This window comes from Pantoea sp. X-Soil-OKNW-556, from assembly GCF_059730695.1.
In genome coordinates this window covers 1493048-1510074 of the sequence record NZ_AP035990.1, presented here as the reverse complement: position 1 = coordinate 1510074, position 17027 = coordinate 1493048, and the positions used below count along the sequence as shown (strand labels likewise).

Here is a 17027-nt window from a genome sequence, read left to right as displayed (position 1 = left end):
CGGATAAAAACCCGTAACATAAGCGAGAGAGAAACTTCGCCAACCGAATAGCGAATTGCGTGCAAAACCCGTATTATTGCGCGCTTTACGCCCACCCCATTGACTTAGAGAGCGCCATCATGACGCAAACTTTTATTCCAGGTAAAGACGCTGCACTGGAAGACTCCATTTCACGTTTCCAGCAAAAATTGCAGGATTTGGGTTTTAACATTGAAGAAGCCTCCTGGCTGAACCCTGTCCCTCATGTGTGGTCAGTCCATATTCGCGATCGTGACTGCCCGCTGTGCTTTACCAACGGTAAAGGTGCCAGCAAAAAGGCCGCGCTGGCTTCTGCGCTGGGCGAATACTTTGAGCGCCTCTCAACCAACTACTTCTTTGCTGACTTCTGGCTGGGTGAGTCCATCGCTAACGGCGAGTTTGTCCACTATCCCAACGAGAAGTGGTTCCCCTTACCTGAAGATGGCAGCCTGCCAGCAGGGATCCTCGATACTCGCCTGCGTAAATTCTATGATCCTGAAGATAGCCTGAGCGCGAGTGACCTGATCGACCTGCAATCCGGCAATGCTGAGCGTGGCATTTGCGGCCTGCCCTTTACACGTCAGTCAGACCAGCAGACCGTCTATATTCCGATGAATATTATCGGCAACCTGTATGTGTCCAACGGAATGTCAGCAGGTAACACCGCTAACGAAGCGCGTGTACAGGGACTGTCCGAGGTGTTCGAGCGCCATATTAAAAACCGCATCATTGCTGAATCCATCAGCCTGCCAGAAATTCCTGAAGCCGTTATGCAGCGCTATCCTGGCGTGGTTGAGGCCATCGCACGTCTGGAAGCTGAAGGCTTCCCGATTTTTGCCTATGACGCCTCCCTCGGCGGTAAATACCCGGTGATCTGTGTGGTGCTGTTCAACCCAGCGAACGGCACCTGTTTCGCTTCATTTGGTGCACATCCTGATTTTGGTGTGGCGCTGGAGCGTACCGTTACCGAGCTGCTGCAAGGTCGTGGCCTGAAAGATCTCGACGTGTTCACGCCGCCAACCTTCGATGATGAAGAAGTTGCCGAGCATGCCAACCTGGAAACCCACTTTATTGATTCAAGCGGTCTGATTTCCTGGGATATGTTCAAAGACGATGCCGACTATCCGTTTGTTGACTGGAGCTTTGCTGGCAGCACACACGAAGAGTTTGACACGCTGATGGCTATCTTCCGCGCTGAAGATAAAGAAGTGTACATCGCCGATTACGAGCATTTGAGCGTGTATGCCTGCCGCATCATTGTACCGGGCATGTCTGATATTTACCCGGCGGAAGACTTGCTGCTGGCAAACAACAACATGGGCGCACCGCTGCGTGAAACCCTGCTGGCCCTGCCGGCGAGCCAATGGGAGCCGGAAGCCTATCTGGATCTGATCACCCAACTGGATGAAGAAGGTCACGATGACTTCACCCGTGTTCGCGAATTGCTGGGTCTGGCATCGGGCAAAGACAATGGCTGGTTTACGCTGCGTATTGGCGAGCTGAAAGCCATGCTGGCACTGGCTGGTGGTGACCTCGATCAGGCACTGATCTGGACTGAATGGACGATGGAATTTAACCAGTCAATCTTCAGTGCTGAGCGTGCTAACTACTACCGTTGCCTGCAAACCCTGCTGCTGCTGGCTATGGAAGAGGAACGCGATCCGGTTCAATACCACCGCGCGTTTATCCGTATGTACGGTGAAGCAGCCGTTGACGCGGCATCAGCCGCTATCAGCGGTGAAGCGCCGTTCTACGGCCTGCAAGCCGTGGATTTAGATTTGAAAGCCTTCCCGGCTCATCAGTCGTTGCTGGCAGCTTATGAAAAGTTACAGGCGGCCAAACGTCGTTATTGGTTAGCGAAATAAATAGCCTTATTTTGCTGTAAAAGGTCAGATAATGCCCAAAAAGGCGCTGAATAACTTCAGCGCCTTTTTTTATTCTCAGAGGCTTTACCTTTCTCAGGAAAATTTCAGATAACATTTTAGACTCAAGCAATAATATTCGTTAACAATTCAACTTTTCCATCGTTGCGTTTCTCAACAATATTTGCAAATATTAAAAAATATTTATTTGATAATATTCAATTAGTTAATTCGGTTTCGCTTATCCAAAAGCCCCTGACACCCCCACCCCACCGGCCAAATATGATCCATATCAAATCCTGTCCTATACTCCTTTGTTAGTATTAATCCCAGATAATTCCTGGAGAGCGTTAGTGTGAAAACTGACAACCCGTTTAATTCATTATTACCGGCGGCAATGGCAAAGGTTGCTGAAGATGCCGGGGTTTATAAAGCCACTAAACACCCCTTAACCACCTTCTTTCTTGCCATAACCGCTGGCGTATTCATTTCTATCGCTTTTGTGTTCTATATCACCGCCACCACCGGTAGCGGCGCGATGCCTTACGGCATGGCAAAACTGATTGGCGGCATCTGCTTCTCTCTGGGATTAATGCTGGTGGTGGTGTGCGGTGCTGACCTTTTCACCTCCACCGTGCTGATTGTGGTGGCTAAAGCCAGCGGTCGCATCACCTGGGCACAGCTGGGGCGTAACTGGTTAAATGTTTATATCGGTAACCTGATTGGCGCACTGTTTTTTGTCGCGCTAATTTGGCTCTCTGGCGAACATATGGTTGCAAACGGCGCGTGGGGCTTAAACGTTCTGCAAACTGCTGACCATAAAATGCATCATAGCTTTATTGAAGCCGTTAGCCTTGGCACCCTTGCCAACCTGATGGTTTGCCTGGCGGTATGGATGAGTTACTCCGGCCGCAGCCTTCTCGACAAAATGGTGGCGATGATTCTGCCTGTCGCTATGTTTGTTGCCAGCGGCTTTGAGCACAGTATCGCTAACATGTTTTTGATTCCGATGGCGATCATGATTCGCGACTTCGCCAGCCCGGAGTTCTGGCAAATGGCCGGAGCCAGTGCCTCACAATTCCAGGCGCTCAGTGTCGGTAACTTTATTGTCGACAACCTTATTCCTGTCACCATCGGCAACATCATTGGTGGTGGCCTGTTAGTCGGATTGACCTACTGGGTTATCTACCTGCGCGGTGATGACCCGGTACATTAATTAAGTATTGAGTACGGGCACGCCTGATCGCGTGCCAAACGTGAAAGTTTCCCTAAATAAAGGCAGGTATATCATGACCGAACTGAATGAAAAATTGGCGGCAGCCTGGGAAGGATTTAACGCGGGCGAATGGCAGAACGGTGTCAACGTACGCGATTTCATCCAGAAAAATTACACCCCTTATGAAGGCGACGAGTCATTCCTCGCGGGTGCAACCCCGGCAACCACTAAATTGTGGGATAACGTGCTGGAAGGCATCAAGATTGAAAACCGTACTCACGCTCCGGTTGACTTCGATACCGACCTTGCTTCTACCATCACTTCACACGATGCCGGTTACATCAACAAGTCACTGGAAAAAATCGTTGGTCTGCAAACTGAAGCCCCGTTGAAACGCGCCATCATCCCGTTTGGCGGTATCAAAATGGTGGAAGGCTCCTGTAAGGTTTATGGCCGTGAGCTGGATGCCTCACTGAAAAAAGTTTTCACTGATTACCGTAAAACCCATAACCAGGGCGTGTTTGATGTCTATACCCCTGACATCCTGCGTTGCCGTAAATCCGGTGTACTGACCGGTCTGCCAGATGCTTATGGTCGTGGTCGTATCATTGGTGACTATCGTCGCGTTGCGCTGTATGGCATCGACTACCTGATGAAAGACAAAGTTGCGCAGTTCAATTCACTGCAAAGCGACATGGAAAACGGCGTCAATCTGGAAGCCACTATCCGTCTGCGTGAAGAGATTTCTGAACAGCACCGTGCGCTGGGACAGATCAAAGAGATGGCGGCTAAATATGGTCACGATATCTCTCTGCCTGCCACCACGGCGCAGGAAGCGGTGCAGTGGACTTACTACGGCTACCTGGCTGCGGTTAAATCACAGAATGGTGCGGCGATGTCGTTTGGTCGCGTGTCTACCTTCCTTGATGTTTACATCGAACGTGATATCAAAGCAGGCAAGCTGAATGAAGCCGAAGCGCAAGAACTGATTGACCACCTGGTCATGAAACTGCGTATGGTGCGCTTCCTGCGTACGCCGGAATATGATGAGCTGTTCTCTGGCGACCCGATCTGGGCAACTGAGTCCCTGGCAGGTATGGGCGTCGACGGTCGTACTCTGGTCACCAAAAGCACCTTCCGTTTCCTGAACACGCTGTACACCATGGGTCCATCACCGGAACCAAACATGACCATCCTGTGGTCAGAAAAACTGCCGATTAACTTTAAAAAATATGCGGCAAAAGTCTCCATCGATACTTCATCACTGCAATATGAAAACGATGACCTGATGCGTCCTGACTTCAACAACGATGACTATGCCATCGCTTGTTGTGTTAGCCCGATGGTGATCGGTAAACAAATGCAGTTCTTCGGTGCCCGCGCTAACCTGGCGAAAACCCTGCTGTACGCAATCAACGGTGGCGTTGACGAAAAACTGAAAATGCAGGTTGGCCCGAAAGAAGCGCCGATCACTGATGACGTACTGAACTTCGAAACCGTCATGGCGCGTATGGACCACTTCATGGACTGGCTGGCAAAACAGTATGTCACCGCCCTGAACGTTATCCACTACATGCATGATAAATACAGCTATGAAGCGTCGCTGATGGCTCTGCATGACCGTGACGTTTACCGTACTATGGCTTGTGGTATCGCCGGTCTGTCTGTAGCTGCTGACTCACTCTCGGCTATCAAGTATGCCAAAGTGAAACCGGTGCGCGATGCGGATGGCCTGGCGATTGATTTCGAGATCGAAGGTGAATACCCGCAGTTTGGTAACAACGACGCTCGCGTCGATGATATGGCCTGTGACCTGGTTGAACGTTTCATGAAAAAAATTCAGAAACTGGCGACCTATCGCAATGCTGTTCCGACTCAGTCAGTGCTGACCATTACCTCTAACGTGGTTTATGGTAAGAAAACCGGTAATACCCCGGATGGCCGTCGCGCAGGTGCACCGTTCGGACCGGGTGCTAACCCGATGCACGGACGTGACCAGAAAGGTGCGGTTGCCTCACTGACCTCGGTTGCTAAACTGCCGTTCGCCTACGCCAAAGATGGTATCTCTTATACCTTCTCTATCGTACCGAACGCGCTGGGTAAAGATGATAACGTACGTAAAACCAACCTCGCGGGCCTGATGGATGGCTACTTCCACCATGAAGCCAACAATATCGAGGGCGGTCAGCATCTGAACGTTAACGTGATGAACCGTGAAATGCTGTTGGATGCGATGGATCACCCGGAAAAATATCCGCAGTTGACCATCCGTGTTTCCGGTTACGCCGTGCGTTTTAACTCGCTGACTAAAGAGCAGCAACAGGATGTGATTACCCGTACTTTCACCAAGTCCCTGTAATTCGTCCCGCTAAAAAAAGGCTCCTACGGGAGCCTTTTCTCCAGGTCGTTTTGCCAGAAGGCTAACCGAGGCTCTCTGGCAAAACCGACTTAAACCTCAGAGCACAACACAGATTGTGCCGCCTGATACCAGGCCAAATTGGAGAACTCATCGCAATGTCAACCATCGGTCGTATTCACTCCTTCGAATCCTGCGGCACCGTTGACGGCCCGGGAATCCGCTTTATCACCTTCTTCCAGGGCTGCCTGATGCGCTGCCTCTATTGTCACAACCGTGATACCTGGGATACCCACGGCGGCAAAGAGGTGACGGTAGAAGATTTAATGAAAGATGTGCTGTCGTACCGCCATTTTATGAATGCCTCTGGCGGTGGCGTGACAGCTTCCGGCGGCGAAGCGATTCTCCAGGCAGAGTTCGTACGCGACTGGTTCCGCGCCTGCCGCGCCGAGGGTATCCATACTTGCCTCGATACCAATGGTTTTGTGCGACGTTACGATCCGGTTATTGATGAACTGCTTGAAGTCACTGACCTGGTGATGCTCGATCTCAAACAGATCAATGATGATATCCACCAGATTCTGGTCGGTGTCTCGAATCACCGTACCATGGACTTTGCCCGCTATTTGCAGAAGAAAGGTGTTCGCACCTGGATTCGCTATGTCGTGGTGCCCGGCTATTCCGACGATGATGATTCGGTACATCGCCTGGGTGAATTCACCCAGGACATGGACAACATCGAGAAGATTGAATTATTGCCTTACCACGAATTAGGTAAGCATAAATGGATTGCGATGGGTGAAGAGTACAAGCTGGAAGGTGTGAAGCCACCGACGAAAGAAACGATGGAACGGGTGAAGAACATTCTGGCTGGATATGGTCATCAGGTGATGTATTAACCCTGCCGGACCAACACACCTCCATAGCGGCGCGATTTATCGCGCGGGTACGGAGGTGTGCAGACACGCTCTACGCGTGCGCCACAGGTGTGGCGTGATGGTCGGCTTTGCGCAGCAGCATCACCAGATAAACCAGCGCCACACCCGCAATCATCACAAACAACAGACGATCTGAGTAGCTCTGCATCAACATCGCCGTGGTGCCCGGTCCAACCAGACTGCCCAGGGTGTAGCTGAACAGCAGTGCCTGATTCATCGCCACCAGTTCGTGATGTGCCACCGTTTCACACGCCCAGGACATCGCCACCGGATAGAGCGTAAACCCAGCCAGTCCCAGTACGAATAAGGCCGGGGCCATTGCCGCATCACTCAGCATCGCAATCGCTCCGAGGATGATGACAAACACCTGGACACGCAGCACCAACAAACGGCCAAAGCGATCGGCCAGACGCCCCACCGGCCACTGCCCAACGATACCGGAACTGACCAGCAGCGCCATCCAGTAACCTACCGTGGCATCGCTCATACCCTGATGCGCCAGATAAAGCGGCATTAAGCCATACAGTGAACCCAACAGAATCCCGGAGATAATGCAGCCGTTAATACCCAGACGGGAACTGCGACGGCGCATCATCGGCCAGATACGTCCTGGCGACGCATCTTCGCTGGCATGACCGGCATTCACGCGAACAAACACCACTGGTAACACCGCACAGAGCACCAGGGCCGTTACCCACGGAATAACATGCAACAATTCGGTTGAAACACGGCTGACCAGCAGTTGCCCGGCCACGGTGCCGAGATAATAAATAATCATGTAAGCAGCAAGTAACTGGCCGCGATTGCGCACGGTGCCGCTACAAAGCAAAGCGCTTTCCACCACTACCCACATCAGTGCGCAACCGACACCGGCGATAAAACGCAGCAGTGTCCAGCTGTAAAATCCACCCAGCAGCGCCATCCCCACGGTTGCCACGGCAAACAGGATCGTCGCCAGATAGTAGCAACGATTAAAACCGTAGTGGGTAATCAACCAGCCTGCCAGCAAAGTGCCTGCAAGGTTACCGGTATAATATGATGAACTGACCATACCCACCTGCCAGGTTGGCAGTTGATCATGCGTCAGCCATAACGGCACCAGCGTATTAAGCACAGCGATAGACACCGTCAGGAGCAGCAAACCGCAAAGCAGCAGCAGGACGGGGCGCGACCAGGTTGACATAGGGAAAAAACCAAAGGAATAGAGAGAATTGCGCGCAGTTTGCCAGTTGCTATTTTAAAGTCAATGTGCAAAAAAACACCGCCGCATTTTTTGCTGCTAACCAATTTAATTTTTTTATCTTCAGTTAGTTAGAGTACGAAAGAACTTTCTTAACCGTCTCGCTATCTCTATGAATTTGTGGATTTTTAGACGATCAGGCTTCTCAGATGACGATAACGTTTATTTCTGATTAATTCCGGGTAAAGATTAAATCAGTTTTTTATTTGGGAAATAAAAAACCCGGCATTGCCGGGTTTTTAAAAACAGCGGGAGATTAACCAATAAATTCAATACCGCCCATATACGGACGCAGAACTTCAGGCACTTCAATACGACCATCTGCCTGCTGGTAGTTTTCCAGCACGGCAACCAGCGTACGGCCAACCGCCAGGCCAGAACCATTCAGCGTATGGACCAGACGTGGTTTCTTCTCAGTCTTGCTACGGCAGCGTGCCTGCATGCGACGCGCCTGGAAATCCCACATGTTGGAGCAAGAGGAGATTTCACGGTAGGTATTTTGCGCCGGTAACCAGACCTCAAGGTCATAGGTCTTGGTTGAGCCAAAGCCCATATCGCCGGTGCACAGCAGCACTTTACGGTACGGCAGGTTAAGCAGTTGCAGCACCTTCTCCGCGTGACCAACCAATTCTTCCAGTGCCTGCATGGAGGTTTCCGGTGCAACAATCTGCACCATCTCCACTTTGTCGAACTGATGCATACGGATTAAACCGCGCGTATCACGACCGTAAGAGCCCGCTTCTGAACGGAAGCATGGCGTGTGTGCAGTGAGTTTGATCGGCAGGTTTTCTTCTTCGACGATCTCATCACGCACCAGGTTAGTCAGCGGCACTTCTGCGGTCGGAATCAGCGCATAGTTGCTGCTGCCCGCTTCTTCATCCAGCGGCTTGGTGTGGAAAAGATCTTCACCAAATTTAGGCAACTGGCCGGTACCATACAGCGTGTCATGATTCACCAGATAAGGCACGTAGGTTTCAAGATAACCGTGTTGCTGGCTGTGCAGATCAATCATGAACTGGCTCAGGGCGCGATGCAGGCGAGCAATTTGCCCCTGCATCACCACAAAGCGTGAGCCGGTCAGTTTGACCGCAGACGCGAAGTCTAAACCTTTCGCCTGCTCACCCAATGAGACGTGATCTTTCACCTCAAAATCGAACTGACGAGGTTCACCCCAGCGCGCAACTTCGAGGTTTTCCGTGTCATCTTTACCCAGCGGAACTTCATCGGCGGGCAGATTGGGCAGCGCCAGAGCAAAATCACGAATTTCGTTCTGCAGGGCATCCAGTTCTGCTTTCGCGGCATCCAGGCGTTCGCCCAGCGCGTTCACTTCCAGACGCAGCGGCTCGATATCTTCCCCACGGGCTTTAGCCTGACCGATGGATTTGGATCGGGAGTTACGCTCAGCCTGCAGATTTTCGGTTTCTACCTGCAATACTTTACGACGCTCTTCATGGGAGCGCAGCGTTTCCACATCCAGTTTAAATCCCCGGCGTGCCAGTTTTTCTGCGACTGCGTCTGGCTCGTTACGCAGCAGATTGGGATCGAGCATGCTTATCCTGTGTAATTAAGGTTGATTGAACGAATGAAGTGATGCATCCCTCTGGAATGCATTGAATTCCTGGATCACCTTACCGTAACGCCTTTAGGAGCGGTAGCGTTTTATCGGGCTATTTTGATCCTGTTCAGCCAGCCAGGCGAGTTTTTCGCCAATTTTCCCTTCAAGACCACGATTGGTGGGATGATAGTAGCGTGTTTGTGCCATTTCTGGCGGAAAGTAGACTTCACCAGCGGCAAATGCATTCGGCTCGTCATGCGCGTAGCGATACTCCTTGCCCAGCCCCATCTCTTTCATCAATTTGGTCGGCGCGTTGCGCAGATGTTCGGGGACGTCATAATCCGGAAATTCGCGTGCGTCACGCATTGCCGCTTTGAAAGCGGTGTAAAGGGCATTACTTTTCGGCGCACTGGCGAGATACACAATCGCCTGAGCAATGGCGCGTTCCCCTTCGGCTGGCCCGACGCGTGTAAAGCAATCCCAGGCCGCAATCGCCACCTGCATACCACGCGGGTCGGCATTGCCAACGTCTTCCGAGGCGATGGCTAACAGACGACGCGCCACATACAGTGGATCGCCACCGGCAGTGATAATACGCGCATACCAGTAAAGGGCGGCATCCGGTGCCGACCCCCTTACCGACTTATGCAAGGCTGAAATCAGGTCATAGAAGCGATCGCCTTTGTTATCAAAACGCGCGGCGCGCTCCCCGGAAACCTCATTCAGCAACTGCGGCGTCAACTCACGCTGGCCAGCGCCGTTGGTTTCCGCTATATCTGCCATCATTTCCAGCGTATTCAGCGCGCGGCGAGCGTCACCGTTCACCAACTCAGCAATCATGCGGCGCGTATTATCAGGCAATAAAATGTCGCTATTACCGTAACCGCGCGCGCTGTCCTGCATCGCCTGCTGTAAAACCTGCTCAATATCCGCAGTGGTTAATGATTTCAGCAGGTAGACGCGCGCCCGTGACAACAACGCTGAATTCAGTTCAAACGAGGGGTTTTCGGTGGTAGCACCTATAAAGGTGATGGTGCCATCCTCAATATGCGGCAAAAACGCATCTTGCTGGCTTTTGTTAAAGCGGTGCACCTCATCCACAAATAAAATGGTGCGACGCCCAACCTGGCGATTTTGCCGGGCGCGTTCAATCGCTTCACGGATCTCTTTCACGCCGGATGTCACAGCGGAGATGCGCTCAACATCGGCTTTGCCATAATGGGCGATGATCTCGGCCAGGGTGGTTTTCCCTGTCCCTGGCGGCCCCCACAAAATCATCGAATGCAGATGCCCCGCCTCAATCGCGCGGGGCAACGGTTTACCTGCTGCCAGCAGATGTTGCTGACCGATGTATTGTGCCAGCGTCACTGGCCGCATACGTGCGGCCAGTGGCTGAAACTCATTGCTGGAGGAGAAATCCAGGGAAAGATTACTCACCGTGACCTCACTGACGTTGATCGTCTACCGTTACCCCTTTCGGCGGCGTAAAGGTGAATTTATCCGGGCTAATTGCCCCATTGGTCTGACTTTTCAGCTGATAGCTGCTGCGCTGTCCATCCTGTTCAATCGCACTGAATTGATTGATGGTGCCAGATGGCGTGACCGTGATGGTGAACTGCTTGAGATTGCCGTCGCTACTTTTTGGCGTCAGCTCAAAATTATCGCCCTGCTGTTTGATGTTGTACTGCTTCCAGTCGCTCGGCTGGTTACGGGCGATCAACATAAACGGGGTGTTGCTGGTGGCATTTTTCAGCCAACTGGCGCTAACCTGCTCGACAAACGGATTGTAAAACCACAGGGTTTTACCATCGGAAATGATCACGCTTTCGTCCGGTGCCGTCATATGCCAGTTAAACAAGCTGGGACGTTTTACCCACAACTCACCTTCACCATCTTGCACGTTCGCTCCGCTACCATCGGTCACTTTCTGGCTAAAGCTGGCATGGAAGCTATTCACTTTATTCAGACGCTGCTGCAAATTGCTGGAAGCATCAGCCAGCACGGAAGCGGAAAGAAAAGAGGCCAGCAGACCGCAGGCAATCACGCGTAATTTCATCTGATTCGATTCCTTATTCATTGTTTCCCGACACTTACTGCATTAAACGTAGTTGCCGCACTGTCTCTTCGACAGGAGAAAAAGCCGAAAGCTCCCGTTGATATGGGGATCGACTGCCAGATAAACAATGGGCCAGTAAATACTGGCCCGGGATTAACTGTTGGAGAGTAAGCAGTTACATCTCATGCGGCGGTGGCGACAGCACCTCACGGTTACCATTATGTCCAGGTTCAGACACAATCCCCTGCGCTTCCATCTGTTCAATGATGCGCGCGGCGCGGTTATAACCGATACGGAACTGGCGTTGCACACCAGAAATCGATGCACGACGCTTATCCACCACAAAAGCCACCGCCTGGTCGAACAGCGGATCCAGCTCTTCATCGCCTTCCAGACCGGCGGCACCGCCTTCGTTCTCCTCGCCTGCCGTGATGCTATCGATATACTGTGGGCGACCACGCGCTTTCCAGTCCTGCACCACCGCATGAACCTCCTGATCGCGAACAAATGCGCCATGTACACGCATTGGCATCGACGAGTTGGGCGGCATATATAACATATCACCCATGCCGAGCAGCGATTCCGCACCGCCCTGGTCAAGAATGGTACGCGAGTCGATTTTACTCGATACCGTAAAGGCGATACGTGTCGGGATGTTAGCTTTGATTAACCCGGTAATCACATCCACTGACGGACGCTGGGTCGCCAGCACCAGATGGATACCTGCCGCACGCGCCTTCTGCGCCAGACGGGCAATCAGTTCTTCCACTTTCTTGCCTACCGCCATCATCAGGTCGGCAAATTCATCTACCATCACCACGATGTAAGGCAGTTTTTCCAGCACTGGTGGCGTGGTGTCCATACTGTCACCAGGCTTCCAGAATGGATCAGGAATCGGACGGCCCATCGCCTCAGCCTGTTCCACTTTTTCGTTGTAACCGGCAAGGTTACGCACGCCAAGCGCAGACATCAGCTTATAACGACGCTCCATCTCACCCACACTCCAGCGCAGCGCATTCGCCGCATCTTTCATGTCGGTCACTACTTCTGTCAGCAGGTGCGGAATGCCTTCATACACCGAAAGCTCCAACATTTTCGGGTCGATCATGATAAAGCGCACTTCTTCCGGCGTGGCTTTGTACAGCATGCTGATGATCATAGCGTTCACGCCGACCGATTTACCCGAGCCGGTGGTACCCGCCACCAGTAAGTGCGGCATTTTTGCCAGGTCGGCCACCACCGGCTGACCGGCAATATCTTTACCCAGCACCACTGCAAGTGGGGAAGGATTGTCGCGGAATTTGGCACAATCCAGCACTTCACGCAGGTAGACCGTCTGACGATGCTTGTTCGGCAGTTCCAGACCAACATAAGGTTTGCCCGGAATCACCTCTACCACACGTACCGCCACCGCCGACAACGAGCGGGCCAGGTCACGCGACAGGTTGGAAATACGCGCGGCTTTGACGCCTGGCGCGAGGTCCAACTCAAAGCGGGTGATGACCGGCCCCGGCGAGATACCGACGACCTCCGCCTTCACGCGGTAATCAGCAAGGCGCGCTTCCACCAATCGCGCCGTTTGCTCCAGCGCGAACATATCTACCGGCTCTTCTTCCGAGGGTGGTGGCGTCAGCAGATCCAGCGTTGGCAAAGGCGTGGATGGACGCTCCAGCGGCTGTTCATGGCGCACCAGGAAGGGATGGAACAGGCTATCGTGTACCGATTTGGCCGGTTTCTCTTCCTCAACCGGTTCCGCTTCTTCAGCGGCTGACCACGGGCTGCTCTCTTCATCGAAGGAGGGCATCACCTCCGGCTGCGGCGCAACCGGCTGCTGCCACTGTGCAGGTGCAGGAGCTTCAGGTTCTGGCGTGGCCGCAATGGTGAATAACGGTTCACTCGGGCTGTCATCCACCAGATCTTTCATCGGTGAGAAATCAAAGGCCGACGATGTGTCGAGATTAAATACCGGCCCGTCATCCGCTTCAGCTTCTTTTTCTGCACGGTAACGCTGTTGCTGCTGTTCAGCAAACTGACGCGCCAGTTGTGCCTGCTGCAACGCATCTTCGTCTTCCGCATCCGTGTGCCAACTTTCGCCATAACGCTGCTGCTGTTGAGACTGAAAAGCGTCACGCAATTGCGCTTCCTGTAACGCCGCAGCATCTTGAGCCGCGACAGGATCCAGCGCGGCGGTAGCCTGCTGTTCTGACTCTTTAGCTTTCTCTTCAGCCATCCGCTGTGACGGAAGCTTGATGCCATAAGAAGCCAGCTCACGGCGCGTAGGTAATTTCACCGGGTTCGGACGAGGCAGCTCCGGGCCAATACCCTGCTTAACTTGCGGATTGTAATCACGCTCCGGCACCACATCGAAAGCTGGCGTATAAGGCGCACTGGAAGCAGCAACTTTTGCCGCTCCGGCGGCCAGCGCCACACTGGCGGTGGTATTGAGCGCGGAGGGTGCCTGCGTAGCATCCTGCCAGTTCCCCATCCTCGGGCCATCGTCCTCGTCGACCGGTGAGAACGGCGAGGTTTCCGCCGGCACTTCAAAACGGTATAACGGCGGCGCGGCGGGAGTTTCAGCCACCACCGGTGTTGTCGGAGCAGGAGGAACCGTAGCCGCAGGCTGGACCGATTGCACCACCGGCTGCGGCGCTGCGGGCACAACCGCTGGCGACGTTGTCGGTTGTACTACGGGTTCCTGGCGAGCCGCTTCGCTGCTCACCGCAATCGCTGCTGCCGTAGCGGCACTGGCTTTCGCCAACAGGGGATCATCCCCAGCAGCATCAAGCGGTGCCTCATTCACCTTACGCGGTTTTGCCAGCAGCACATCATCGTCATCAGATGCAGCCGCACGCAATGCGGGTACCGCCTCATCGGCCGGCTCCTGCTCGTCCTCGTATTCATCTTCTTCCTGCCAGGGTTCATCCTGGCGGGAGCGATTGCTGGCAAATGTCAGCACGCCCATCACAACACCGCCGATTCTTTCGGCAATCGTTAACCATGACCAACCGGTGTAGAGGGTAATCCCCGCCGCCCAGACGCACAGCAGCGTTAAAGTGCCACCTGCGGAGCTGAACCAGGGTGCCATCGCGTTGCTGATCAGACTGCCGATCACACCACCGGAGGCGAAATACCAGATGTCGTCAGCGTTAAGCGCCGCCAGACCACAGGTGGTTACCACCAGCGCCAGCACGCCAATCAGGCGCAGCCCCACCGCAAAGTAATCGATGTAGTCGTGACGATCGCGCTGACGGAAAGTAATCCAGCACAAGCCAATAATGACCGGAGGAATGGCATAGGCCATCACGCCGAAGATAAACAGCAAGGTGTCGGCTAGCCATGCACCGACGCTGCCACCCAGATTGTGGATAGGCTCGTGCCAGGCCGTTTGCGACCAACTGGGATCGGAAGGGTTAAAACTGACCAAAGAAACCATCAGATAGATGGCAAACAGGGCCACAAGGATAAGCAACGCTTCAAGCAGCCGACGTCCGCTGCTCAGCGGTTGTAATGAAACGTCTTTGTCTTCTGTATATTCCTGGCTCAAGAGAACACTCCAGGTGCCTGTAAATTAAGAAGGCAACAGCGTCGGGCTGGCCCGACGCTGGTCCTGTATGAATTCACAGGAGTGTACCGAAATCCTGCACGCTTTGCACCTGCCCTGCGTTAACGGGTTTTGATCACCAGGCGATTGCTCTGTTTGACCTCTTCCATTACCACATAGGTGCGGGTGTCGTTTACGCCCGGCAGGCGTAGCAAGGTCTCACCCAACAGCTTGCGATATGCTGACATATCCGGCACACGGGTTTTCAGCAGATAGTCAAAGTCACCGGAAACGAGGTGACACTCTTGAGTTTCCTCAAGTTTTTGCACGGCGGCGTTAAATTGCTCAAACACATCTGGCGCGCCACGATTCAGAGTAATCTCAACAAATACCAGCAGCGAAGCATCGAGATAGTGCGGGTTGAGCTGTGCGGTATAGCCAAGAATGAAACCCTGACGTTCCAGGCGACGAACACGCTCAAGACACGGCGTCGGTGATAATCCAACACGTTTCGAAAGCTCGACATTGGAAATACGACCGTCTTTCTGCAATTCATTCAGAATGTTTCTGTCGATACGATCCAGATCTTTTCCGGGGCGCTTCTTATTGTCTACCATTATTATTGTCTCTCTTAATTCCTTCCCTTAACCTGCCACACCCTGAAAACATTCATTGCTCAGGGCCTTACTCGAAGTGAAGACGATAAGCCTGTGCAGTAATGCGACCATCCGTATGACGCATGTTGTCTGTCCACATCATGCGTCATTACCAATGTCAGACTGTTTAAATCTGGCGAAACAAACCAAAACAGGTATGAAATTCTGTTTTGTATCGCTAAATCTTCTTTGCTTCTGACAATGTTTTCGCAAATGCGCAGGCGATTGTCAAAGTAAAACATCCAAATTCAGTACAAGATGCCAGACAGAGTGCTGGGTTCCTGTTTTCTAATGAGATTTTTTATACAGCTGCACCACAAATTACCGAGCATTGCCCCCTTTTGGCGCAATCCGCGTGCAGAATTCCTTCTCATCGTCTACGCCGCTCGCAGCGATTGTTAACAAAATTGCTGAAGACTTTTTTTGCGGCGGCAATTTCCCTACAATCGCTAGCTATGTTGTCAGACAAAAAACTGAGGAACACATGAGTACGGCCAAACACAGTAAGCTGCTCATTCTGGGCTCCGGCCCTGCCGGTTACACCGCTGCAGTCTATGCCGCGCGCGCCAACCTGAATCCGGTATTGATTACCGGTCTGGAAAAAGGCGGTCAGCTCACCACCACCACCGAAGTGGAGAACTGGCCAGGCGACCCGCACGATCTGACAGGTCCATCGCTGATGGAACGCATGCACGAACATGCCGAAAAGTTTAATACCGAAATCATTTTCGACCATATTCACACGGTCGATTTGCAGAACCGTCCTTTCCGCCTGACCGGTGACAGCGGCGAGTACACCGCCGATGCGCTGATCATCGCGACCGGTGCTTCCGCCCGTTATCTCGGCTTGCCGTCAGAAGAAGCGTTTAAAGGTAAAGGCGTATCGGCCTGTGCAACCTGCGACGGTTTTTTCTATCGCAATCAGAAAGTCGCGGTCATCGGTGGCGGCAACACCGCCGTGGAAGAAGCGCTGTACCTGGCGAATATCGCCGCTGAGGTGCATCTGATTCACCGTCGTGATAGCTTCCGTGCCGAAAAAATCCTTATCGACCGCCTGATGGAAAAGGTACGCAACGGCAATATCGTGTTGCATACCGACCGTACGCTGGACGAAGTCGTGGGAGATCAGATGGGCGTAACCGGTCTGAAACTGTTGTCGACCAAAGGTGACGCGGCTGAATCACTGGAAGTGGCCGGCCTGTTTGTCGCTATCGGCCACAGCCCCAACACCGCCATCTTTGAAGGCCAGTTAGCCCTCGAGAATGGTTACATCAAAGTTCAGTCTGGTCTGCATGGCAATGCGACCCAGACCAGCATCCCTGGCGTGTTTGCCGCGGGCGATGTGATGGACCATATCTATCGCCAGGCAATCACCTCAGCAGGCACCGGCTGTATGGCGGCGCTGGATGCAGAGCATTACCTGGATGGTTTGGTTAAAAACGATAAGTAACTTGTTAATAACCTGATCATATTTGCTGAAGGCGACCTGTTTTGGTCGCCTTTTTTATTACCTGCGTGCTACAGTTCATGCGCCTGACGTTGTTGGGGTTTTTGCTTCGCAACGACTTCTCTTCTGAGTAATTGAACGG

11 protein-coding genes are annotated in these 17027 nt (G+C 52.8%); 5 read left to right on the top strand and 6 right to left on the bottom strand.

All coding sequences use genetic code 11. The features are described from left to right. Nucleotides 1-119 precede the first annotated feature (119 nt). The 4 genes from ycaO to pflA all read left to right on the top strand — a co-directional run bounded on the left by ycaO (nt 120) and on the right by pflA (nt 6351). On the top strand, nt 120-1883 hold the full coding sequence (gene ycaO, locus AC6I8T_RS06890) for a 30S ribosomal protein S12 methylthiotransferase accessory factor YcaO (RefSeq protein ID WP_415174073.1): 1764 nt from the start codon (nt 120-122) through the stop codon (nt 1881-1883). Between the two features lie 352 nt (nt 1884-2235). Further along, nucleotides 2236-3096 carry a formate transporter FocA gene (gene focA, locus AC6I8T_RS06885; RefSeq protein WP_021182599.1) on the top strand — a complete coding sequence of 287 codons (861 nt, stop codon included), beginning with the start codon at nt 2236-2238 and terminating at the stop codon, nt 3094-3096. A gap of 73 nt (nt 3097-3169) precedes the next feature. Further along, nucleotides 3170-5455: a formate C-acetyltransferase gene (gene pflB / locus AC6I8T_RS06880; RefSeq protein ID WP_021182598.1), complete on the top strand. Its 2286-nt coding sequence runs from the start codon at nt 3170-3172 to the stop codon at nt 5453-5455. 155 nt (nt 5456-5610) lie between these two features. Beyond that, the gene (pflA, locus tag AC6I8T_RS06875) at nt 5611-6351 is read left to right on the top strand and encodes a pyruvate formate lyase 1-activating protein (protein ID WP_021182597.1); all 741 of its coding nucleotides are present in this window, start codon (nt 5611-5613) and stop codon (nt 6349-6351) included. Between the two features lie 70 nt (nt 6352-6421). On the opposite strand, the gene AC6I8T_RS06870 is transcribed toward pflA, so the two are convergent. From AC6I8T_RS06870 to lrp, 6 genes are all read right to left on the bottom strand, one after another. Further along, on the bottom strand, nt 6422-7573 hold the full coding sequence (locus AC6I8T_RS06870; protein WP_036624587.1) for an MFS transporter: 1152 nt from the start codon (nt 7571-7573) through the stop codon (nt 6422-6424). A gap of 313 nt (nt 7574-7886) precedes the next feature. Then, nucleotides 7887-9179 carry a serine--tRNA ligase gene (gene serS / locus AC6I8T_RS06865; RefSeq protein WP_208725121.1) on the bottom strand — a complete coding sequence of 431 codons (1293 nt, stop codon included), beginning with the start codon at nt 9177-9179 and terminating at the stop codon, nt 7887-7889. Between the two features lie 93 nt (nt 9180-9272). Beyond that, entirely contained in the window at nt 9273-10622 is a 1350-nt protein-coding gene (locus tag AC6I8T_RS06860; protein ID WP_497833627.1) for a replication-associated recombination protein A, read from the bottom strand. Nucleotides 10623-10629: 7 nt separating this feature from the next. Then, a complete protein-coding gene (gene lolA, locus AC6I8T_RS06855; RefSeq protein ID WP_497833626.1) occupies nt 10630-11241 on the bottom strand; it encodes an outer membrane lipoprotein periplasmic chaperone LolA in 612 nt (203 codons plus the stop codon). Between the two features lie 175 nt (nt 11242-11416). Then, nucleotides 11417-14785, bottom strand: a complete 3369-nt coding sequence (locus AC6I8T_RS06850) for a DNA translocase FtsK 4TM domain-containing protein (protein WP_497833625.1) — start codon at nt 14783-14785, stop codon at nt 11417-11419. A gap of 119 nt (nt 14786-14904) precedes the next feature. Then, the gene (lrp, locus tag AC6I8T_RS06845) at nt 14905-15399 is read right to left on the bottom strand and encodes a leucine-responsive transcriptional regulator Lrp (RefSeq protein WP_006118610.1); all 495 of its coding nucleotides are present in this window, start codon (nt 15397-15399) and stop codon (nt 14905-14907) included. A gap of 523 nt (nt 15400-15922) precedes the next feature. Between lrp and trxB the strand changes: the two genes are divergently transcribed. Continuing rightward, complete coding sequence (gene trxB / locus AC6I8T_RS06840; protein ID WP_497833624.1) at nt 15923-16888, top strand: thioredoxin-disulfide reductase; 966 nt, start codon at nt 15923-15925, stop codon at nt 16886-16888. Nucleotides 16889-17027 lie beyond the last annotated feature (139 nt).